The sequence below is a fragment of the Pontibacillus sp. ABV4_188 genome (assembly GCF_056311905.1).
On sequence record NZ_CM149975.1, the window covers coordinates 3,530,677 to 3,553,067 of the forward strand.

General features: G+C 42.4%; 19 protein-coding genes. 9 read left to right on the plus strand and 10 right to left on the minus strand.

Annotated elements, in window-relative coordinates; translation table 11 throughout:
• The first annotated feature begins 63 nt into the window (after positions 1-63).
• The 5 genes from ACYX4O_RS17925 (at position 64) to ACYX4O_RS17945 (ending at position 4,805) form a co-directional block, all read left to right on the plus strand.
• Positions 64-1,014: a DPM/DPG synthase family glycosyltransferase gene (locus ACYX4O_RS17925; RefSeq protein WP_345242214.1), complete on the plus strand. Its 951-nt coding sequence runs from the start codon at positions 64-66 to the stop codon at positions 1,012-1,014.
• Entirely contained in the window at positions 1,001-2,737 is a 1,737-nt protein-coding gene (locus ACYX4O_RS17930; protein ID WP_476352807.1) for a DUF6020 family protein, read from the plus strand. The genes ACYX4O_RS17925 and ACYX4O_RS17930 overlap by 14 nt, the downstream gene beginning before the upstream one ends.
• Positions 2,730-3,077 carry an EamA/RhaT family transporter gene (locus tag ACYX4O_RS17935; RefSeq protein ID WP_476352809.1) on the plus strand — a complete coding sequence of 116 codons (348 nt, stop codon included), beginning with the start codon at positions 2,730-2,732 and terminating at the stop codon, positions 3,075-3,077. The genes ACYX4O_RS17930 and ACYX4O_RS17935 overlap by 8 nt, the downstream gene beginning before the upstream one ends.
• Positions 3,078-3,096: 19 nt before the next feature.
• Positions 3,097-3,396, plus strand: coding sequence for an EamA family transporter (locus ACYX4O_RS17940; protein ID WP_476352811.1), 300 nt, complete (start codon positions 3,097-3,099; stop codon positions 3,394-3,396).
• 440 nt (positions 3,397-3,836) lie between these two features.
• Positions 3,837-4,805, plus strand: a complete 969-nt coding sequence (locus ACYX4O_RS17945; protein ID WP_476352813.1) for a TcaA 3rd/4th domain-containing protein — start codon at positions 3,837-3,839, stop codon at positions 4,803-4,805.
• Between the two features lie 271 nt (positions 4,806-5,076).
• Here the strand turns inward: ACYX4O_RS17945 and ACYX4O_RS17950 are convergent, their stop codons facing one another.
• Positions 5,077-6,054, minus strand: coding sequence for a nuclease-related domain-containing protein (locus tag ACYX4O_RS17950; RefSeq protein ID WP_476352815.1), 978 nt, complete (start codon positions 6,052-6,054; stop codon positions 5,077-5,079).
• 791 nt (positions 6,055-6,845) lie between these two features.
• Between ACYX4O_RS17950 and ACYX4O_RS17955 the strand changes: the two genes are divergently transcribed.
• The gene (locus ACYX4O_RS17955; protein WP_476352817.1) at positions 6,846-8,840 is read left to right on the plus strand and encodes a S9 family peptidase; all 1,995 of its coding nucleotides are present in this window, start codon (positions 6,846-6,848) and stop codon (positions 8,838-8,840) included.
• A gap of 197 nt (positions 8,841-9,037) precedes the next feature.
• Positions 9,038-10,501, plus strand: a complete 1,464-nt coding sequence (locus tag ACYX4O_RS17960) for an Ig-like domain-containing domain (protein WP_476352819.1) — start codon at positions 9,038-9,040, stop codon at positions 10,499-10,501.
• Between the two features lie 115 nt (positions 10,502-10,616).
• On the opposite strand, the gene ACYX4O_RS17965 is transcribed toward ACYX4O_RS17960, so the two are convergent.
• The 5 genes from ACYX4O_RS17965 to ACYX4O_RS17985 all read right to left on the minus strand — a co-directional run bounded on the left by ACYX4O_RS17965 (position 10,617) and on the right by ACYX4O_RS17985 (position 15,707).
• Entirely contained in the window at positions 10,617-10,946 is a 330-nt protein-coding gene (locus ACYX4O_RS17965; protein WP_476352821.1) for a DUF2628 domain-containing protein, read from the minus strand.
• 110 nt (positions 10,947-11,056) lie between these two features.
• Positions 11,057-11,764 carry a MurR/RpiR family transcriptional regulator gene (locus tag ACYX4O_RS17970; RefSeq protein WP_476352823.1) on the minus strand — a complete coding sequence of 236 codons (708 nt, stop codon included), beginning with the start codon at positions 11,762-11,764 and terminating at the stop codon, positions 11,057-11,059.
• A 146-nt stretch (positions 11,765-11,910) separates the two neighbouring features.
• Positions 11,911-13,344, minus strand: coding sequence for an FGGY-family carbohydrate kinase (locus ACYX4O_RS17975; protein ID WP_476352825.1), 1,434 nt, complete (start codon positions 13,342-13,344; stop codon positions 11,911-11,913).
• 5 nt (positions 13,345-13,349) lie between these two features.
• Entirely contained in the window at positions 13,350-14,834 is a 1,485-nt protein-coding gene (locus tag ACYX4O_RS17980; RefSeq protein WP_476352827.1) for an FAD-binding oxidoreductase, read from the minus strand.
• A gap of 39 nt (positions 14,835-14,873) precedes the next feature.
• A complete protein-coding gene (locus ACYX4O_RS17985; protein WP_476352829.1) occupies positions 14,874-15,707 on the minus strand; it encodes an SDR family oxidoreductase in 834 nt (277 codons plus the stop codon).
• 305 nt (positions 15,708-16,012) lie between these two features.
• Between ACYX4O_RS17985 and ACYX4O_RS17990 the strand changes: the two genes are divergently transcribed.
• The gene (locus ACYX4O_RS17990; protein WP_476352831.1) at positions 16,013-16,468 is read left to right on the plus strand and encodes a DinB family protein; all 456 of its coding nucleotides are present in this window, start codon (positions 16,013-16,015) and stop codon (positions 16,466-16,468) included.
• A gap of 148 nt (positions 16,469-16,616) precedes the next feature.
• On the opposite strand, the gene ACYX4O_RS17995 is transcribed toward ACYX4O_RS17990, so the two are convergent.
• The gene (locus tag ACYX4O_RS17995; RefSeq protein ID WP_476352833.1) at positions 16,617-17,825 is read right to left on the minus strand and encodes an alanyl-tRNA editing protein; all 1,209 of its coding nucleotides are present in this window, start codon (positions 17,823-17,825) and stop codon (positions 16,617-16,619) included.
• A 42-nt stretch (positions 17,826-17,867) separates the two neighbouring features.
• Entirely contained in the window at positions 17,868-19,457 is a 1,590-nt protein-coding gene (locus tag ACYX4O_RS18000; RefSeq protein WP_476352835.1) for a two-component system sensor histidine kinase NtrB, read from the minus strand.
• A 249-nt stretch (positions 19,458-19,706) separates the two neighbouring features.
• Between ACYX4O_RS18000 and ACYX4O_RS18005 the strand changes: the two genes are divergently transcribed.
• Entirely contained in the window at positions 19,707-19,901 is a 195-nt protein-coding gene (locus ACYX4O_RS18005) for a Spo0E family sporulation regulatory protein-aspartic acid phosphatase (RefSeq protein WP_476352837.1), read from the plus strand.
• 164 nt (positions 19,902-20,065) lie between these two features.
• On the opposite strand, the gene ACYX4O_RS18010 is transcribed toward ACYX4O_RS18005, so the two are convergent.
• Positions 20,066-20,401, minus strand: a complete 336-nt coding sequence (locus ACYX4O_RS18010) for a hypothetical protein (protein WP_476352839.1) — start codon at positions 20,399-20,401, stop codon at positions 20,066-20,068.
• A gap of 368 nt (positions 20,402-20,769) precedes the next feature.
• Positions 20,770-22,260 carry an AbgT family transporter gene (locus ACYX4O_RS18015; RefSeq protein WP_476357202.1) on the minus strand — a complete coding sequence of 497 codons (1,491 nt, stop codon included), beginning with the start codon at positions 22,258-22,260 and terminating at the stop codon, positions 20,770-20,772.
• Positions 22,261-22,391 lie beyond the last annotated feature (131 nt).

The window sequence follows — 22,391 nt, forward strand, 5'->3', positions numbered from 1 at the left end:
AACATACATTATTTGTTATACTTACGTCTGTGTAAAAATAAACGAAGAATTAGAGGTGCCACTATGGAGAGAATTGCCGTTCTTCTTCCTTGCTATAATGAAGAACAGACAATCGGGAAGGTTATTGATGATTTTAAATCAGAACTTCCCCACGCTACGATCTATGTTTATGATAATAACTCATCTGATCGCACTTCAGAGGTTGCTGAATCTCATGGAGCTGTTGTTCGGAAAGAGTGGAGACAAGGTAAGGGAAACGTGGTCCGTTCCATGTTTCGCGAAATTGAAGCTGATATTTATGTAATGGCAGATGGGGACGACACGTACCCACCGGAATATGTCCATAACCTTATTCAACCGATACGAGATAAGAAAGCCAATATGACGATTGGCGACCGCCTTAGTAATGGAACCTATTATGATGAAAACAAAAGACAGTTCCACGGATTTGGCAACCGACTCGTTAAAGGTTTGATTAACCGACTTTATAAGAGCGATATTACAGATATTATGACTGGATATCGTGCATTTGATCAGCTATTCGTCAAGTCGATGCCCGTAATGAGTTCTGGTTTTGCAATTGAAACAGAAATGAGTATCCATTCTCTAGATAAGAAATTTCTAATTAAAGAAGTTCCGATTGATTACAGAGACCGTCCAGAAGGAAGTGAGTCGAAGCTAAATACCTTCTCAGATGGGATTAAAGTGTTACGAATGATCTTTACTTTATTTAAAGAGTACAAGCCGTTCCTCTTCTTCTCATTGTGGTCGCTCCTTTCCATCGTATTAGGCTTTGCTGTTGGTATCCCTGTTATTACTGAATTTATCAATACAGGATTTGTATCAAAAGTTCCATCAGCCATACTCGCAACCGGATTTATGATTCTTGGTGTGCTCATATTTGCCTCTGGACTTATCTTAGATGTCATGACAGCCACGTATCGCAAGCAATATGAGTTAGAACTCAACCACCTTTATGATCGCATAAGGAGGAACGAAGATGAGCAACGGTAATGCTCTATTAACTTGGATAAGCGCTGCAGTAGCTAGTTTTATTGCTACTGGAGCCCTCATTTCCTTCTACGAGCCCTTTTACTCACTAACATTTGGGATCGGGCTCTTTTTATTTGTTCTGTTTACTCTTCTTTTCTATCGATTGGCGCGTATTACGAATCGTTTTAAAGGAATCTTGCAATCTTCATACAAGAAATGGACGCTGCCTTTTGCATTATTATTCCCAATGCTTCTAATGGCCAGCTCGGCTCCAGACCAATCCCATATTGAATCGAGATTGATGATCATCGTCATTTATCTCCTTACATATATTGTGTACGTCTGCCTTACCCTGACCTTGATGGATTTTCTATTTCAATTCGATCCAAAAGGAACAAGCGCTCCATTTAGCTTTGGCCTTTATTTCGCTATTCCTTTTATTGCGTGGATGGTATACTTCATTGCTTTCTTCCCGGCAACGATGACCCCTGACTCCCTATCACAATGGGGACAGGCTCACTCTTTTGAATGGAGCAATTGGCACCCCCTTGTGCATACTTGGGTATTGACTGTCCTTGTGCAAATTTGGGATTCACCAGGCGTCTTAGCCCTCTTTCAAATTACAGTAATCTCCTTGATATGGGCATATGGCATGAAGTCAATTGAGAAATATGGTGTTTCTTACAAAGGCTTGAGTCTTTTTACCATTATAGTGGCAGCCTGGCCTGTACTTGGTATTTATTCCATTAGCTTATGGAAAGATGTCCTTTATAGCGCTGTTCTTTTCCTATTCTGCATTTTGATGTTTAAGATGGTCTTTTCTAAAGGAACATGGCTACATCGAAAACGTAACCTACTCCTATTATTCATCACATCTTTAGCAGTTGCTTTCTTCCGCCACAATGGCTTCCCAGTATTCCTTGTTATGGGAGTCTTTCTTTTACTTGTTTTTCGAAAACAGTGGAAACCACTTCTTGCTAACTTTATAGCTGTATTAGCCATTTACTTAGTGGTAACAGGACCGATTTTCTCTGCTTTAGACGTACGTCCAACGGAAACGAAAGAAGCCGTAGGTATTCCAACCCAGCAGATCGCCAATATCGTGATTAACGGAGATCTGACTGAAGAACAAGAAGCATATGTATCTCGTATTATGCCTCTCCAAGATTGGGAGAAATACTATCATCCTTACAAAGTCGATCCTATTAAGTTCTCAGGTAAGTTTAATGACAAGGTCATTGCTGAGGATATGGGTGAGTTCCTGAAAATGTGGAGTGGGATGGTATTTAATAATCCCATACTAGCTGTCGAGGCTTTCCTTAAAGAAGCATCGATTGTATGGCAAATGCATGAACCAGAAAAACCCGGTTACACATCGAATTTTGTAACCAACATCTTTTATAACAATGAATATGGCCTAGAAAATAAAGTAATCTCATCTAAAGCTACCGTGGCTGCTCAAAGGTACTTGGATAAAAGTGAAACCTATTTCCTTACGACCATTTGGAGACCAGCGAGCTACTTGTTAGCGATTCTGTTCCTCACATATACTGCCTTCTTGAAATATAAGAAGCGGGGCAGCGTATGGCTTATCTCTTTACCCGTTTTGTTAAGCGTAGGATCAGTCGCCGCAACATTACCGGCGCAGGATTTCCGATATTTATTCTCAAACGTACCTCTTGCACTCTTCTTAGTAGCAATGGTTTGGATTGGCCGAGAGGAGACAACGCAATCACATGAGTAGATTCAAACAATCCATAAGAGAAAACCAGAAGGGCATTCTACTAATGACCCTTGCTGCTTTTCTTACCTCATTAGGACAAATGTTTTGGAAACTCTCAGGCGCCGGCATTAATCCAGAACTTATTGGTGGGTTCATCTTTTACTTTCTGGGTGCGGTACTGATGATTTTATCCTTCCGATTCGGAAGCTTGTCCGTGCTTCATCCGCTTCTGAGTTTGGGTTATGTATTCGCCCTTTTCCTCGGGGTCTTCCTCGTAGGAGAAACCATTGAGACCGTTCACGTACTAGGCATCCTCCTCATCATCGGAGGCGTCGTTCTCATTGGAGGTGGCGATCATTAAACTTCTTTTAATTCTATTTATGACATTATTCGGATCCCTCGGTGGCTTCTTTTTCAAGAAAGCAAGCGATCACCCGTTAGGCATAAACACGCCCTTTATCATGATGCTTGGTACCGGCGGAGCCTTTTATCTGGCCGGAGCCATCCTTAATATCTATTTACTGACGCTCTTGCCTTACACCGTGGTATATCCGATCACATCCGTCACCTACATCTGGACCATGATCCTATCCAGCCTGTTCCTAAACGAAACCATCACCCTCAAAAAAGGAATCGGCGTCCTCCTCATATCCGGAGGATCCATACTGCTCGTACTCTAGCGTATACTTTACTAGACTAAAGGGTGCCTGGCACCCTTTCTTGTTTCACCGTACTAAAGCACTTCAGCTCATCCGTGTTGTGGATGAGCTTTTTTGTGAGTGCTAGCGCCTTACACCTTCTTCCGGAGCGCCCTCCGCTCTGCATACGGAACACACTTCTCGCACACGAGCACCTCTTCTCCCCAGTCACTATAATATTTCCTTGGTGCTTGTGGTTTTTGTTTACAGATAATACATTGCTTAGGCTTGAATAAATTCTTGATCTGTTCGAACATCTCTCTCCTCCTAAAAATATCCTTACTTTTAGTATATAGGAACAAATACCCTTTTAGAAAAGCACTTTGCTCACATCCCCTGTCCAAAGCTTTAGACATAAATGCCCTCACTGTATAATAAGATAGTTTTGTGCGTTTTAACCTTTATAGAAAGGAGTGGAAGACATGCGCTTTTGTAAGGAATGCGGTGAAGCGTTAGGTGAAGGACAGCACTTTTGTACCACTTGCGGAACAAAAGTGCTTTCTGAAATCCCTAAAGCCCGTTACAAGCGAACCCCTCCCATGTCAAAAAAGAAGAAACGAATCCTCACCTCACTAGGAATCCTCACTGCTGTCTTGTTAATTACCCATTTTACCCTTTCTACCATTTTGGACCCAATGAAAAAAATTCAAGCCATGGACCAAGCGATGGAATCGAAGGATGCCCCGGCGTTCTTACATGAACTCACCCTAGAAGCGAATGCTTTATTGAACGAGAATGAATACTTCATCTACCTCAATGAAGCAGGCTGGACGACTATGAAAGAGCAATTATCTACTATCATTGCATCAAACGAGGGCCGTACAACAGGCCAGGAAGTCACAGATGATAACGGAAAACCTGTCTTCATTGCCAAGAAACGTGCCATCGTGCCGAAACTCTACTATACATACGACATCAAAGCCATTCCTGCAACCATCACGGTGAGCTCAGATCTCGTTCCTTCCACCATCATAACCGGAAACCATACCACTGAAATCTCAAGAAATGATACATTCTATGATCTTGCCAAAGCTTACCCAGGAACCTATACATTAAAAGGAGAGGCCGAAAATCTATTCGGAACGTTCTCCAATCAACTAGATGTGTTACTCGAACATGCTTCTGAGAAACAAGAGCTCGTGTTTCCATTCAACCACAAGACCTATTCCCTAACGAGCAATGAAATGGGCGCCACCCTTTTTATTAATGGTGAGAGTACAGGACTCCCTCTGATTGAGTTACATGAAATCGGTCCAGTCCCAGTTGAATCTTCTTTAAAAGTCCATGCCCAATGGATCACACATGCAGGTGAAATTATTCGATCAGAAGTCATCGATACCCAATATGTTCAAGGAGAGCAAATTGACTTAACGATTCATAAACCAAGGTAAGCGGTAGAAGCACAGGCTGTTCAAGAAGAGAGCGACCTTGTTGATTCAGGCGGAACCGCAAAAGGCGCAGCCGATCACGTTATTGCCCTTCGTAACGCCTATGAACGCGCACTGAATGAACACAATTTCAGCTTAATAGCCTCCTACTTACTTAGGCGCGGCGTCCTGACTCTTTTCGCGCTCGTCCCGACACTTAAGCGCGGCGTTCCGACTCTCTTGGCGCTCGTCCCGACAATGCCGGCTGGCATCCAGACAGTTGATAAGCATGTAATCATGATGGGTGCAACCACTCTTCTATGTTATCTGGCATCATGTACGTTCGAGTGTTTGTAGCACCTGTATAAGCAAGGTCCATTCGAGATAACATTTTAGATACAGCACCTGGAGAAGAGTGGCCTAAAAATTCCCTACATCTTCTATTAGTTAGAGTAGAGCCATACAATAGAAAATAGTCTGCCAAAGATAATTGGTGTGCTTTTCGAGATCGATCATTACATTTGGAGCACTCCCAAGATTGCCGATTCCTAAACATAGAATATTCCTTACATTTCATACACATTACACCCTTTAGCACATGTGATGAAGGCACTGAGTAAGATGATAAAATATTTGGATGGTATGGTGCATCTTCGCTAATGAGAGATTGAATCATAGAATTCATATTGAAGGTTTCTCGATTTTTATATTGGTCAACGACCTCTTTTAATCGATCAATGGTTTCCGTTAACATTGTGATAGGAATTGAAAATTCATTCTCAAAATCTAGCATGGTTTCAGGGTTACTAATAACAACATGACAATGCAGTGGATATGCGTATGTACCTCTTAGATGTAGCCAATTTTTCAGTAATTCACGTTGACGTTTTACTTGAGAAAGTGGATTAGGATATCTTGCTTTTACACCGTTGTGGGTACGTAGGAATTGACCTGATTCGTTTTCTAGGTGAAGAGTGCCTGCAATATTTTTCACTTCCAAAATAAAGCCGACTTGTGGAGTTAAAATGAGGGTATCAATCTGAAAGTTTTTATGAAGGGTACGCAATCGAATATCTTGTAAAATACGAAATTGATGGTATGGAAGTAAATCAAGGTGATAATCAAGCGCCTGCTCTCCCCTATAACCAGCCCATCTTTTTCCTATGGAGTCCTCAATTTCACTTCGTTTAGTATGCTGATACGGCAACCTACGAAGCAAAGCCTCCTCTTGCCTGAGAACTAATGGGACATGTCTTTGTTTCATCTTCAACATCTATCACTTCCTTTAATGTAAGAATATAACAAACATAAAATAATAAAAGCATTATTGCAACAAAATAGTTCTTTCTAAGTAAGCCACGCCTGTTATTTTTCAGGATCTTACTTATCTTGTCTGGACGCTTCGGCAGTCGGTCTGGACTCCTCCTACACTATTCTCGACGCTCTCCCCACCAGTCCGGACTCTTCCTTCACTGCTCTCGACACTCTCCACCCTTGTCTGGACGCTTTGGCATTCCGTCTCGACGCTCTCCCCACCAGTCCGGACTCTTCCTTCACTGCTCTCGACACTTTCCACCCTTGTCTGGACGCTTCGGCATTCCGTCTCGACACTCTCCCAACCAGTCCGGACTTTTCCTTCACTGCTCTCGACACTCTCCACCCTTGTCTGGACGCTTCCGCATTCCGTCTCGACGCTCTCCCCACCAGTCCGGACACTTCCTACAATGCTCTCGACACTCTCCACCCTTGTCTGGACGCTTCCGCATTCCGTCTCTACACTCTCCCCACCAGTCCGGACTCCTCCTACAATGCTCTCGACACTTTCCACCCTTGTCTAGACGCTTCCGCATTCCGTCTCGACACTCTCCTCAACAGTCCGGACTCTCCTACACTATTCCCGACACTTTCCCCCCTTGTCTGGACGCTTCAGTGCCTCGTCCCTCCACTCTTCCACTCTTCCCAGATCATCACAGTAACCTGTAAAACCTATCCCTTGCAAATAATTAACAGAATATTCATACTGATACCAAGTACATATATAAGATAAAAAGGAAGTGACCAAACATGACCCATTCAACTCAGACGTTGAAGCAAGAGATTCATTCAGAAACGCTTTATCAATTACAGTTTGTAGGAGATCCGCAAGTTTCACCAGATGGAAGCAAGATTGCGTATGTGACAACGAGTATTAATAATAAGAAGAAATATGATTCTCACCTCTTCATTTATGACCGACAAACGAATCGATCTACCCAATGGACTCATGGGGAGTCGCGCAATCAGTCGCCACGCTGGTCGGCGGATGGGGAGTCGATCGCTTTTATCTCTAATCGATCTGGCAAGAATCAGCTCTATATAATGCCAGCTGCTGGTGGTGAGGCGCGTCAGGTGACGACATTGAAAAATGGTGCTCTGAATCCAGTCTGGCACCCTAGCGAAGCCAAGCTGATGTTCCAGACGTCCCTCGAGGAAGGCGATGATCTGCATGACAATGAAGACAAGAAGGAAGACGAAGAACTGAAGCCTCATATCGTTGACCAACTTCATTACAAAGCAGACGGGAAAGGTTTACTTGATCATAAGCGTTCCCATATCGCGCTGTATGATTGCCAAACGGGAAAGCTTGAGCAAATTACGTCCGGGCCTTATGATCACTCTGATCCGTCGTGGTCGCCAGACGGATCGACCATTGCATACGTCCGTCCCCAAGATGATCAACCTGGAAGTTACATGCTAGCTGATCTTTATATTCAAAAACTCGGTCAACAACCTTACCGTCTGAACGAAAAAAGTGGCGGATTCGCAAAGCCCGTTTTCTCACCGGATGGTAAGTCCCTTTCCTATTTCGGACATGGGTATGAGTACGATGGCGCGACGTTGACGAAAGTATGGGTCACGAACCTTGATACAAACAACACAACATGCCTGACAGAATCAGTCGATTTAGAATGTAGCGATGTGTTGATTTCTGATTTACACTGGGCCAATCCTTCACCCGGGGCTGTTTGGACACAAGATGGACAAGGCCTTTATTTTCAAGGAAGCGAGCATGGCAATACAGGAATTTATTATTCAAATATAGCTGGTGAAGTGAATAGAGTGATCGGCGGAGATCGTCATGTTTATGCATTCTATTATGACAAAAACACGGACGAAGCGATTCTTGGAGTGAGTGACCCAACGCATATCGGCGATTTGTTCTCTGTATCTTTAAAGGACAAGCAGGAACAACAAATCACACATAGCAACGAATCATTCCATGAAACGTACGAAATTGCTGCACCTGAATCATTCACTTATCAAAGTAAAGACGGCCTTGAGGTTGAGGGCTGGCTTATGAAACCAGCTCATTTTGATGCTTCAAAAACGTATCCTCTCATCCTTGAGATTCACGGTGGGCCTCATATGATGTATGGGAACTCGTTTATGCATGAGTTCCAACTATTAGCTTCAAAAGGATATGCGGTTCTGTACACGAATCCACGCGGCAGCCAAGGGTATGGGCAATCGTTTGTAGATGCTTGCCGAGGAGATTATGGCGGTGGAGACTATGAAGATGTAATGGCTGGAGTAGATGCAGCACTTGAGAAGTTCTCGTTTTTAGACGAAGAACAGCTGTTTGTTACAGGTGGTAGTTACGGTGGCTTTATGACGAACTGGATTGTCGGGAAGACCAACCGTTTTAAAGCAGCGGTGACGCAGCGCTCCATTTCCAATTGGCACAGCTTCTACGGAGTGAGTGACATCGGGCACTTCTTTACAAAATGGGAGATCGGAAACCATTTCACTGAAGATCCGCAGAAATTGTGGGACCATTCTCCGATTAAGTACGTGGATCAAATCGAGACACCTCTCTTAATCATTCATAGTGAGAATGACTACCGCTGTCCAATCGAACAAGGTGAGCAGCTGTTTGTCGCCTTGAAAAACCAAAACAAAACCACCCGCTTCGTTCGCTTCCCTGAATCGGATCACAACCTTTCAAGAACAGGTTTGCCGAATCTAAGAGTAGAACGTTTGAACCAGATCGTCGGTTGGTTTGAGGGGTATAAAGCATAAAATATTACAAGTAGATTCCCTAGGGGATCTACTTGTTTCATTTTAGGCACATCCACAAATCCCTATTATTTGAATATAGTAGAAATAAAAGGTAAGCTTGGATTGTAACTTCCAGAAAACCAATCAAATATTCGAAAGGAGCATGTCTTATCCGTATCAAAATAGGAATAGCGACCTTATTCACCATGCTTGCTCTCATGTTACAGCTCCCTATGGGAACTTCAGCAGAGTCAACTGATGGAGAATGGGGACCAAAAAGTGATGTACAATTAGATAAATCATGGACAATCGAATTTAATACAAATATTGAATCTACTAAAGAAAACAAAGAATATATTTACATCACGGACGAGAGTGGCACCGAGGTAGACAACGAGATTACCATCGAAGGTAAAACGATTACCGTCGCCCCACCTGAGGGAGAGTATGCAAAGGACAGCACGTATACGTTACATATCAAAGAGGGTCTTTCTTCTACTTCAGGAATCCCTTCTGACAAAACGGTTACGATGTCTTTCACAACAGAGTCTTCTAAACAATTTGAGACTGGTGAATGGACCAGAGATATAAAATACAACGGAGCAACGTTAACCGTGGAACAAGTCAAAGATCAAGCTTTTGACTTTACACTAAATGCTGTTTCGGGGGCCCACTCTGGGAAGATTGAAGGAACCGCAACGATCGAAGGAGATACTGCTACATTTTCAGACGACCAGGGTTGTACACTTACCTTCAAAAATCCAGGAGATACCATCACCATCACACAAACTGATGAGTGTGCTGCGTATGCAGGTGCAGCGGTTGGATTCTCTGGTGATTATACTATCGGAGACACATCGGATGAGACACCTCGATTTGTCGATATTGGACTATTCACAGCATCCCAAAATGAAAGCTTTCGTGCCCTAGTAGAAGAACACTACAATCTATTCACCGACTCCTTCCAGGTCGTTACTCAAGAAGAAGTGGAAGATGATTTTGGTGGAGAAGCAGTCAGTGGATTCGTCCAGGGTGTTGCCAATACGATGAACGGAATCGTTGTCAAAAGCGATCGTAATGAAATCTACGCAGCAGCGATTGGAAATGTTGAAGCAGGGAATCAATTGAGTGACAAGGGAATTGTCTATTACACAACGGATACGAATCATGCAGACCATCTTCCGAAAACGATTTTAAAATGGAAGAATAACCTTACTAACGATGAGTTGGTTTACTATATGAATGACGATGGCGCACCTTACTTTGATGAAGAGTTCGCCCAAACACTTAAAACCGGGAAGATTAAACATGTTCCATTCCAAATCGGAGACCCCATGGAAGATGTTAAACAACTTTTCGGGGACAAAGATGAAATTTCATATAATGGATCTATGGTTGCTTTCTATGATAACTTGAGCTTTGCATACGGACATGAGTTGAACTACGAAAAAGAAGATACTATTCAGGTCATCCATAAAACGTTTAAAGACTCGACCTTTAAAGCTGAAGATGTGAAAAACGTTCTTGGCACCCCTTCATTTGAAGGCCTTCTCCAAAAAGGAGATACCTATGTGTTAAGGTATGATTTCACAGGACAAGAGAACGAATACAAATCCTTCTTCTATTTAGAAGGTAAATCGGAAGATAGTTACTTAGATCGAATGAATATCATTAAAAAGTAATAATAGACCAAAAAGGTGCAGCAACCAGGCTGCACCTTTTTATATAATAACTTACCTTTAATTGTATCTTTAAAGCCTCCCCTCCTGTAAATAATACAGGAAAGGAGACTGCTAGTTACGCTCCTACAGAACTAGGCCCAGGAGTTACAATCCCCTCAGCCTGCAGCTTGGCTGCTTCTTCAGCTGTAGCAGGCCGGTATCCCTTTTCTAACAATTCTTTAATAAAGATCTTATTGTAAACGAACGAGAATATAATCCCCGGAACCCAGGCGCCTAAACCAAACGTAAAGGCCCCCGCAACCGCAGCAAGAGCGAACATAATGACCGCCCACTTCAAGTCTCCCCTGATTAAAGCAGGAATAAATCCAAAGAAAAACGTTGTCCAACTAAACCCCAACTTCACTTCTTTCACCAATCCTGCATCGTTCTTTACCATCACCTGCATACTGTCGCCTCCTGATGAAAAATAAGTACCCCTTATTATATGGAGGAGGCTTATGCCATATGACTGAGTTTAGTCAAAAAACACCCCTGGTACAAAAACCAGGAGTGCACTCATCCATATTTTAATTTCGTCGCAATTTCTTCCATAAATATAAAGAAAATCGTTCTGGTCTTTTCAAACGGCATCAATTCTTCGCTTTGGTGAAACTTAGACAAATGGAAAATGTAATCAGCTAAGGAGTTTTGTGTGTTCACATACTCTTCTAAGATGAGCATAATTTCAGCACCTTTGTCCTTGGACTTCTGAAATAGATTTTCAAAGGAAGAGAATTTACCCGTTACAGACAAAACAATCAATAACGTCTCATCATCTACCATTTGTTCTGCGTAATCTTCGCTATGGGTTACCTTTATATTTTTATCCGAAACAATATCAAGTTTGTATGCAAAATACTCCGCACTAATAAAGGATGGGCCTAAGCCATATATAATAATTTTGTTATATTTGTGATAAATTGATACGAAATCATCTACGATTTTTTTATCAAAGTTTTCTAAGAAAAGCATTAGGCGTTGTATTTCTTCTGTTCTTTGATTGCTTTCCCACTTGATTTGATGACCACTGAAATAGAGCTTGTACTGCTTAAAGTTATCAAAGCCTAACTTCCGAACGAGTGTGGATACTTTAGAAGGGGCTACTTCACATATCTCCGCAGCCTCAATGATCTTTAACTTATCATTTTCTGCGACAAGTTCAGATACTTTCTGATGCACTTCTTTTTCAAGCTTTGTTAATTTATCCGTATCTACCTTCAACATCTACTTTCCACCCCTTTCTTTGTTCCACGAATCAACACTTCTTAATTAACCATACATCCCTTTTATACGCAAGGAAACCCGAACTTGTAAAGAAAAGAACCATTACCATTTCGACTGCTTATCTAAAATGGCAATGGTTCTAAACCTTAATTGAATAGTGGATAGATTCGCTTGTTAATCTCATCCGTATGAGGACGTATATGTTTCACGACTTCTTCATTTACCTTCGTATAGAACTCATGATTCGCATCGTTTGGAGTAAAGGTAGTTTCTGTTTCTACCATTTCCTGTACCGCTGATTCAAAATCACGATACACCCCCAAATACTGCGTCGTGCAGATGGCTGCTCCTAAGCACGCACTGCTACTGCCTGCTCTTCGGTGGACAGGTAATCCAAACAGATCCGCAAGAATTTGCATCATAACATCACTCTTTGATCCTCCCCCAATAACAACAAGCTCATCGAGTCCGATCTTCATTTCCTCTAGCATATCATCGATATTGTTCTTCATATTAAAAGCAATCGCCTCTAAAATGGAACGATACATGTGATAGCGTGTGTGACGTTGGTCAAATCCAATCATCATCCCCTTACGGTAAGGTTGATCAGGAGAGGCTAACCAGTCTAAGATTGTGAACAAGCCATCGCTTCCGGCAGGGACTTCTTTAGCTTTTTCATTTAAGAACGCCTCTTCAGATACGCCTATTTTGTTCGCTTCTGTCGTCAGCTCTTCTCCTATCAGATTCTTAAACCAGCTTACTGTCCAGAGCCCTCTTCGAATTCCGTTCGATTCATAGGCATATTTAAATGGAATGGAAGCGAAAGTTGGGAAAAAGTTCTGAGCGTTTTCCACATACTGATCGCGGATGAGCATGGATGAAATAAACGTGCCAAGAGAAATCATAATAGAACGCTCTTGATTAATGCCTGATCCTAGTGCTTCCACCGCTTTATCATTCGCAGTTGCCACAACGGGGATCTCTTCATTTAATCCAAGATCACTTGCAAGATCCCCTCGTAGCACTCCTAACTTTTCGCCAGGCTTCACGAGGTTAAATAACATATCCCTCGTTAGTCCTTGAGCTCTAATGTCCTCATCATCCGTTGACCAGTCTAGCGTTTCACGATCCACAGGCCAAAACACTTCGCAATTCGCAGCTGTATCGTTGTATTCACCAGTTAAGCGTAAGCCAAGATACCCTGAAGTGGTCGTAACATAGTGAACCCCATCATCTTTATGCTCATATGGTTTCGATATCCTGGCGTCCATCCAGCTAATGACCGGATAGGCTAGCTCGCCGTTTTTGTCTAAAAGAACGCGACAGCAGCGAATGGTACAAAGTCCGATTCCTATAATAGCGCTTTTGTCCCCTTCGAAGTTATCCAGACACTGTTGAACGGCGTCATACAAGCTGTCCCACAAGTCGTCATCCGGATGGATGACGACGTCAGGTTCAGGAGACAGTGTTTCTTTAAGAGCGCACGAACCGTATGCCATTTCGTTTCCCTCTAAGTCGAAGATGACGACTTTTGTACTCTGTGAACCGCTGTCGATTCCCATAATATACTGAGCGCTCATGGCCATTACCCTCTGATGTACTTTTTCACTTCGTTTGGTTGAGGGAAAATCGTTCCATGATTCATAATCCCATTTGGATCAAACGCTTCTTTAAGTTTCTCAAGCATATAGTAAGCAGAACCGTGCTCTTCTTTTGTCCATTCAGAACGGTACTTACCAATGCCGTGGTGGTGACACATAGACCCGCCTTGCTTCAACGTCTCCTCAATAATGATTTGGTGGATCGGGTGATGATAAGTGAGCAACTCATCTTCAGGAGCACAGTTAATCTCATAATTGTACACAAAGTACATGTTCGTTCCGTTCAAGTAACTATGGGAAGAGTGGCCCCCAAGCATCGTTAAATCTTCTGCATGGTCAAACTCATTCCTCACACGTGCGATAACGTTGTTATAGATCTTAATAACATTTTCCCAATCAGCCGAAATTTCTGTTGTGAAGCCGTCATGCTTGTCGTGTTTTACCATTTCTTCGATTTCAGCATCAATTTTGCTCTGATCCCAATTTAAGTTATTAAACCAGTCTTCAATAAGAGAAGAATCGACCTGTTTCACAATTCCGGATTGGAATTTCTCAACTGCTTCATCGATTGCCTCACTCGTTGCTTTCACAATACCTTTTGCACCTTCTGCCATGAAAATGAGTACACATTTTCCTTCATAAAAGTGCCCAAAGTGGTTACGCGCATCCTCTTCAGAATAGCAGCGAGCAACAGATGGACGGTATCCATTTACCATCACTTCTCTCAGGATACTAATGCCTGTTTCCATATCTTCAATTAAATAACCATGGAACTCATTGTTCTCTGGTGTGTACTTGAAGATCTTCACCGTTACTTCGGTGATGTAGCACAGCGCTCCTTCATTCCCAAGTGCAATATGGCGAATATCAGGGCCACCTGATCTTCTTGGAACGTTTTTGATCTTCGAAATGTTACCTTCCGGGAAAACGCACTCTAATCCAACTAGCATATCTTCCATAGCGCCATATAAAGTAGAGAATTGACCGATACTTCTCGTTGCAACAAGCCCGCCAAGTTGAGCGACTGGCTTAGATTGAGGAGAGTGGCCAGTTGTGTACCCTACTTTACGCAGTTCGTCTTCAAGGGTTTGCAGTTTCACACCAGATTGAACCGTTGCTTGCATGTTATACGTGTCGATGTCGATGATATTATTCATTTTGGAACCATCAATAACAATCGTTTTCTGTTTCCAATTCTCTAAGCCGCCTTCAGTTCCTGTTTTACCACTTCTTGGGATAACGTTAATCAGATTCTCGTTACAATACATAAGTAAGGACTTCACTTCTTCTGGAGAATGTGGGTACACAATCGCTAGCGGCTTCGGTACATCAAGTACATTTTTCGACTTCGGATATTTTTTATAGCGATCAGCTGAAGCGTCATACAGCGCTTCGTCGTCTGTTACGATTTGATTCTCTGATAATAGATCCTTTAATTCTTCAACGGTTTGATTTGTTTTCATTGTCATACAATCCATCTCCTTTAAAAATGATATAATGTTATGTTTCTATCGAACTAAGTAACCACCATCAACATTTAATAGTGTGCCATTCACATAGTTAGATGCGTCTGAGGCCAGGAACACGATGGCTCCCATTAAATCGACAATATTCCCCCACCGGTTAGCCGGTATGTGATCGAGAACTCGCTTGTTCTTCTCCTCATCAGCTCCGGTTGCTTTCGTCACATCTGTTGCGAAATAGCCTGGTGCGATCCCGTTAACTTGGATGTTGTATTGAGCTAACTCATCACAATAAGCCTTCGTGAATCCAGCTAAGCCATGTTTCGTTGCAGCATAAGCAGGAGACCATTGTCCTCCAAGGTATGAAAATAAGGAACACGTATTAATAATCTTACCGCTCCGGTTTGGAATCATATATTTAGCCGCTTCATGTGCCAACTCGAAAGGAGCCGTTAGATTCACAGAGACCATTTTGTCCCACTGAAGCCGAGTAAAATTCGTTACATCAGGCTCGTTTAAACCAATGCCAGCATTATTAAGAAGAATATCCACCTTACCAAATACGCGCGCGCACTCTTCTACTACTCTCTTACAAGCACCGTCTTCTGTGATGTCTGAAATCATTAAATGATACCGAACCCCTTCAGCTTCGATCAGTTGCTTTGTCTCTTCGTCTTCCGTCATGCTCACAACGAAGACATCTGCTCCAGCTTTCGCAAGGGCAAGGGCGAATCCTTGACCTAAACCAGAATTTCCACCTGTGACAAGCGCCACTTTTCCGTGTAATTGAAAGAACTGCATCGTAAAATCCGTAATATTCATGTTTTCGGCGCTCATTCTATCCCGCCATTCTTTTTTTGTTGATTTTTCTGAACTCATTGTAAAACGATTCTCACCTAAAAATCAACCATTTTGAGAAGAAATTTCTCAATTTATATGATTAAAATTAGTGTTATAGAGAAATTTCTCAGGACGAAGGGACAGGTACCTCGTCCCTTCGCGTCTCAAAATACCTAACCTAGAGAAATACGTATACGTATAAGACTCCTTTAAATAGAAGCCTTTGAGTTGGTAGTCCTCTTTTATTTCGTAAATCGAAGGGACAATGAACCTGTCCCTCTGTCCAAGGTTGAGCTCGCTCATATGAAAAGATAGAATTGTAGATAGGAAGGGAGAGGATTTACATGAACGAAGAACAAATTTTTCAACAAATAAACCTAATAAGAAAAGGTACGTTAAAGGAATTAGATCGTGTTACAGAAGAACAGGCGGATATACAGCCAGAGGGGTTTAAAAATACGATTCGCTGGAATCTTGGTCACATTTACGTGGTGCAAAACGCCTTGATTGCGAAGTACGGAGGCAAGTCAATCGAAACCCCGTCCCGCTACCTTAAACTTTTCGCACCAGGAACAGCGCCTTCTGATTGGCAAGGTGACGTCCCTTCTCTTAGTGAATTAAAGCAGCAGCTTGAGGAACAACCAGCTACATTAAAAGACGCGCTTACTGGACAGCTTGACGATGAGGCAATCGGAGACTTCTTATCTCTACAAACGGTAGGGGAAATCCTTAACTTCTCGCTGTACCATGAAGGGGTACATACCGGTACGATTAAATCAATAAAAGGCAACATAGAATAAGGGGCATGGGGACAAAGGGGCATGGGGACAGGTACCTCGTCCCTTCGTTTCCCGAAATATTTGAAGGTGAAGGGACAATGAACCTGTCCCTCCGTCCCTAAAAAAGGCCCCCTCTTCTATTAGAAGAGGGGGCCTTTTTAGGGTTGAATTAGTTTAGTGTTTCTAGTGCTGCTTTCTTTAAGCGATTTGCAAACTCTTCTGCTGTAAGAGCTTTTGTTCCGCCGCCTTGAACGAAACCTGGTTTGCCTCCGCCTTTGGCTTCAATGAGAGGCATGGTTTGTTGAGCTGCTTCTTTCATATTCCCTGAAACATCGGAGCCTTGTGCGAGCACGAATTGAAGCTGTTCTTCTTGCTCACTGACAAGAACGACGATTCCGTTAGGAGATTGTTCGACAATCTTTTTCCCAAGGTCCTGCAACGTCTTAATCGTTCTGTGTTCAAAGACTCGTTGAATGATCGACACTTCGTCAGTTTCTTGAGGAGATGCTGCCAAATCCCGTGCTTCGTAATCTAGAAGTTGAGCTGTTTGTTCAGCTAGTTGCTTATCTTTTGCCTTACTTTCCTTAATTAAAGAAGATACTTCGTGCTCCAATTCTTCTTCCGGGCGCTTCATCTGTGTCTTGATCCCGCTTAGGACGCTGTGTTTCTTTTCCAACTGTTCTAGTACACGATTCCCGCATACAAACTCAAGACGAACGTTTCTCTTCTGACGTGTCCAACCGAGCACCTTAATCATCTGCACTTCTCCCGTTGAACCTGGGTGTGTCCCTCCGCAACCGTTATAGTCGATATCAGGTATGATTACGAGCCGTACGGCTTCATCAACAGAAAGGGTCTTACGAAGTGGATATTGATTCGCCTCATCGACTGTCATCCACTTTGTCTCAACTATCCGATTGTCTCGAATAACGTCGTTCACTCTTTGCTCCACTTTATGTAGCGTCTCCTCTGAAAGAGATTCCGCGTCAAGATCAATCGAGACCGTATCCTTCCCGAGATGAAAGCTTACGGTAGCCATATCGAACTCGTCTTGCATAATTGCAGATAGGATATGCTGACCCGTATGTTGTTGCATATGGTCAAACCGCCTTGACCAATCGACTAGTCCATGTACAGTACTAGCCTCTTCAATCGGGAGCGTGACATAGTGACGAATTTCTCCTTCTACTTCTTCTACATCGATCACTCTAACACTATTCAAGCTACCCGTATCATGGGGCTGTCCTCCCCCCGTTGGATAAAATGCCGTTTCCTCTAATACGACGTAAGGGCGTCCCCCTTCATCTTGATCCGCTTTAACGAGCTGTGTTGTAAATTCTGTTTGATAGGCATCCCTATAAAATAGTTTCTCCGTCACGCTTACGACCTCCATTTTTCAATTAAAACGTTTGCTGCTTCATTACACCGGAAAACGAAGCTCAACCTTCGTTCCTCTTCCCTTCACAGAATCAAATTCAACCTTTCCATGATGAGCCTTTATAATCTCAAGCGAGATAGACAGCCCCATTCCAAGGCCATTTTCCTTTGAAGTATAAAAAAGTGTACCGATATTCGATACTTGATCTGGGGTCATCCCTTCTCCTTCATCTTCAATAGTCACCTCTACCTCATTGCTGTCTGGATGGTGAACTAACCGAACCTGAACCACACCGCCATTATCCATAGATTCAAAGGCATTTTTGAGAAAATTGATGAACACTTGCTTCATCTTGGCCTCATCAATTGTCGTGACAAGGTCGTGGTGATCGGATTCAAATTCGATACTTACATCTTGAAGCCGGGCACTGCTTTTCATAAGTTCAATCGTTTCCTCTATAAGGTTATGGAAATTGCAAGGCGATGGATGAACCGGTGATGGTTTTCCAAGCAGAACAAATTGGTTAACAAGGTTCTTCATTCGGTCGAGTTCCGATGTGATGATCTCTAAATATTTATTCTGAGCATTGGTTTCCTTTAATAGCTGCGTTAATCCGATAATTGATGTGAGTGGGTTTCGGATTTCATGGGCAAGTCCTGCACTAAATTTCCCAAGAGTTGATAGTTTCTCTGATTCTATGAGCTTATCCTGAAGTTCGTAATAATTCGTCATATCACGGAATTGAGCAAAAGTACCAATTACCTTGTCCCCGTCGTATATAGGAAGGACATCGAGCTGACAAATCTTCTCTCTCTGTCCATCATCAAACGAAATGGTGACTTCCTTATTCTCGAGCTTTTCCCCCGTTAACAGTACATGATCTACATACGGCTTAATGACGTATGTTCTGGTGTCCCCATTTTTCAGGCGCTCTTCCATATTATATTCTACTAACTTTTCCAAGGCAGCATTGTAGTCGGTGATACGTCCTTCTTGATCGGTCATAATCATACCAAGAGGTGTGGAATTAATCATGATTTGATTTAAGATTTCAAGCTTATTGTTCTTCTCCTGAAGACGAAGCTCCCGCTCAATGGAATCGACCGCTGATGAGAGAAGTCCTAAATGAAACTGACTTGCGTATTCTATGGTTGTCATAATCGATATCGTTCCTGAAATTCGATTGTCTTCCCCATAGTGAAAAGGAGCTGAATAACAGGCAATGCCATGCAGCGCTTCATGGTAGTGGTCTTTCCCAACAAGTCCAATGGGCTCATCATGAAGCAAGGAGAGCGCAATGGAGTTTGTTCCGGCAACTGTTTCGCGAAATTGAACACCGTTATGGATACCGAATGCATCAATCATTTCCATCATACTCTGGTCTCCAAATTTATGAATCATGTAGCCCTCGTCATCGGTTGTGGAAACTATGATTGGAGTTCCATCCATATAATAGATTACTTTCTCCATAAAGTGCTGAATAACAGGAAGCGCATTTTCTAACTGTTGCTTGCGTCTTTCAACTTCTGCATCTGTTAATTCTATTGCTAAAGTTGGGATCTCTGTCGGTTCTAACCGGTAGTCTTCTCTGCATCTTCTTTTTGATTGTTGAATATATGTATTAAAATCCATCCTCCGCCCCCCTATCTGATTCATTTGTTCTCTGTCCTAACTTTATCATAGATAAGGAAATAACAATAAGATAGACCTTAAACCTTGGCCCGGACAACAAATTCACATAAAAATAGGTGGAAAATATGGAATTAAGTGTTTTTTTAGTGATTATTTATTACCATTTATATCCTAACGTGTTATAATTCTAATAGAACTTACGTTGACACGTCAGACATCCTACCAACACAGATATTGGGGAGATTCAAAATGGAAATCCAGTATTTTATAGAGGAACATACATCAACCGAAGAACTAAAGATGAGGATCACAAATTTACGTTCCACAATGATTGAAACAGGACTCACTCATGGTTTAAATCATGATAAGACGATTGAACTTAGCCAGAAATTAGATCGATATATTACAGAGATCCAAAAGCGTAGTTATAATCCCATTATGTAAAAGCCCAAAGCACAGTATAAATGCTTTGGGCTTTTATAATGCGGGACGCGGGGACATGCGGGACGCGGGGACAGGTTCCTTGTCCCATCACTTCTCATAATATCCACTTAGAGATCAGGGTTTTCGCTCATATATTTGGGTGAAGTGTCATAGTTTCTCACCCATTATTTCGAGAAACGAAGGGACGAGGTACCTGTCCCTCCATCCCTCTTATACCTCTCAACCAATTGGACGGCTAGGCGATAATGTTCTGAAGGGACTTCTATAATGACGTCACATTCATGGTAGCCAAATTCAAAGAGATTTCGTTTATTGTACGGGATGGAATAGTGGGGCTTTAATTGATTCGTTTCTAACAACCAATACAGTTCCTGGGCCAATCGGACACCTGATTCTTTTGTTTGGAACACGACCGAAAGTTCATCCGGTACCTCATACTTGTAGATATAAATCGCTAATCCAACACATAACACCAACAACACCGCACTTAACATCTCCAACACCCCTCTTCCTAACAAAAAACGTTTCATTAGGAATATGATTGACATTTCGAGTATAAGTTACACGCCAGAATCTTGTTTGGTACAGGGGGACGGGTTCCTTGTCCCAAAGCGGTCCTCCTAAATTAAACTCGAGAAAGCTTCATAGAGCTATGAAATCAAAGACTTTCTACAAGGTTATTTCTTTAAAATGTCGCAGAGACCTCCCTCTGTGACATTTTTTATAAAAATTTGTAAAAAGAAAAGTTACTAACTCAATGATAAGTTCCTCAGATAAAAAACAGCAGCCCCTAGAAGGAGCTGCTGTGTTGGCATTCACCTATTTAGTTCGAGAAGCGAAGGGACGAGGTACCTGTCCCCCTGCCCCACTATAGATACATGTGCACGCCAGGTCCGAATGGGATGCCTAGGAATGCAAAGGCTAGTAGTAGTACGATCCATACGGATAAGAAGATAATGCTGTATGGGAGCATTAGGGAAATGAGTGTCCCCAGTCCTGCTTTCTTATCGTATTCTCTCATAAACGCTAACACGATAATGATGTACGGGTTCATCGGTGTAATAATGTTGGTAGATGAATCCGCGATACGGTAAGCCGCTTGAATGAAAGCGGGATGATAGTCTAAGATATAGAACATTTTAATGAAGATTGGTGCTTCTAGTGCCCACTGAGCTGACCCACTGAAGACTAAAAGGTTCATAAGGGCTGTTAAGAGTACGAAGCCAATAATAACAGGAATTCCTGTTAACCCTAATGATTCTAGGAATCCTGCTCCACTTACAGCAATCCATGTACCAATGTTTGTCCAATCGAAGTAGGCAATGAACTGAGCTGCAGCGAATATGAGGACGATAAATCCTGACATATCTTTAATGGCATCTCCCATAAATGTGGAGACATCTTTCGTCTTCGTAATTTTGTTAACTGTAACACCGTACGTCACTGCAACGGCGATAAACATGAAGAGGATAATTGGAATAATACCATCTAAGAATGTGGATGGAATAATTCCTCCTGTTTCGTTACGTAATGGAGAGTTCGGCCAGAATAAAGCAACAAGCAATAAACCGATATAGATAAGCAGGGCAATCGTAGCATTCTTTAACCCTTTCTTCTCTAATGGAGTGGAAGCTTTCATTTCTTTCTTCAGATCCCCATCATATTTACCAAGACGAGGCTCAACGATTTTTTCCGTTACTAGAGCACCTGTAATGGATAGAACAACAACGGAAACGATCATAAAGTACCAGTTATCAACAGGTGTTACAACCACACTAGAATCAAGGCTTTCCATCACTTCAGTAGAAATTCCTGAAAGCAATGCGTCTGTACCCGCTATGACAATATTCGCTGTGAAACCAGAACCTACACCTGCGAAACCAGCTGCAAGTCCAGCAAGCGGGTGTCGGCCAACTGTGTAAAAGACCATAGCAGCAAGAGGTGGAACAATGACAAACGCTGCGTCAGAGGCTAAATTTCCCAATATTCCGACAAATATAACTGCATAAGTCGTTAGGCTGGCTGGTGCTTTGAGGATGGTACTCTTAATAGCTGTCTCAATGAGACCCACTTTCTCCGCTAAACCAATCCCTAACATCATCGCTAAAACAAGACCCAAAGGTTTAAAGCCAGTAAAGTTCTCAAGCATCGACGTTAGCATATATTGAATACCTTCAGCAGAAATTAAGCTCTTGATCGCTACTTCTTCACCAGAACCTGGCTGTACTACAGAAACGCCAAATGAAGAAACCACCCAAGAAAGTAAAATCATAAAGAGAGCAAGATACACAAATAACATAAATGGATCCGGAAGCTTATTCCCTGCTTTTTCAATACCATTCAAAAACTTAGATAACATCTTTGAATCCTTTTCCTCCGCTTGCGAAGCATTTGTTTCTGGTAATGACATAAACCCACCCTTTCTCACTTTTATTGGTCATATTCCTTTATTCTTCCGTAAATGGGAAGAGAAAGAAGGGGGAACGTTCC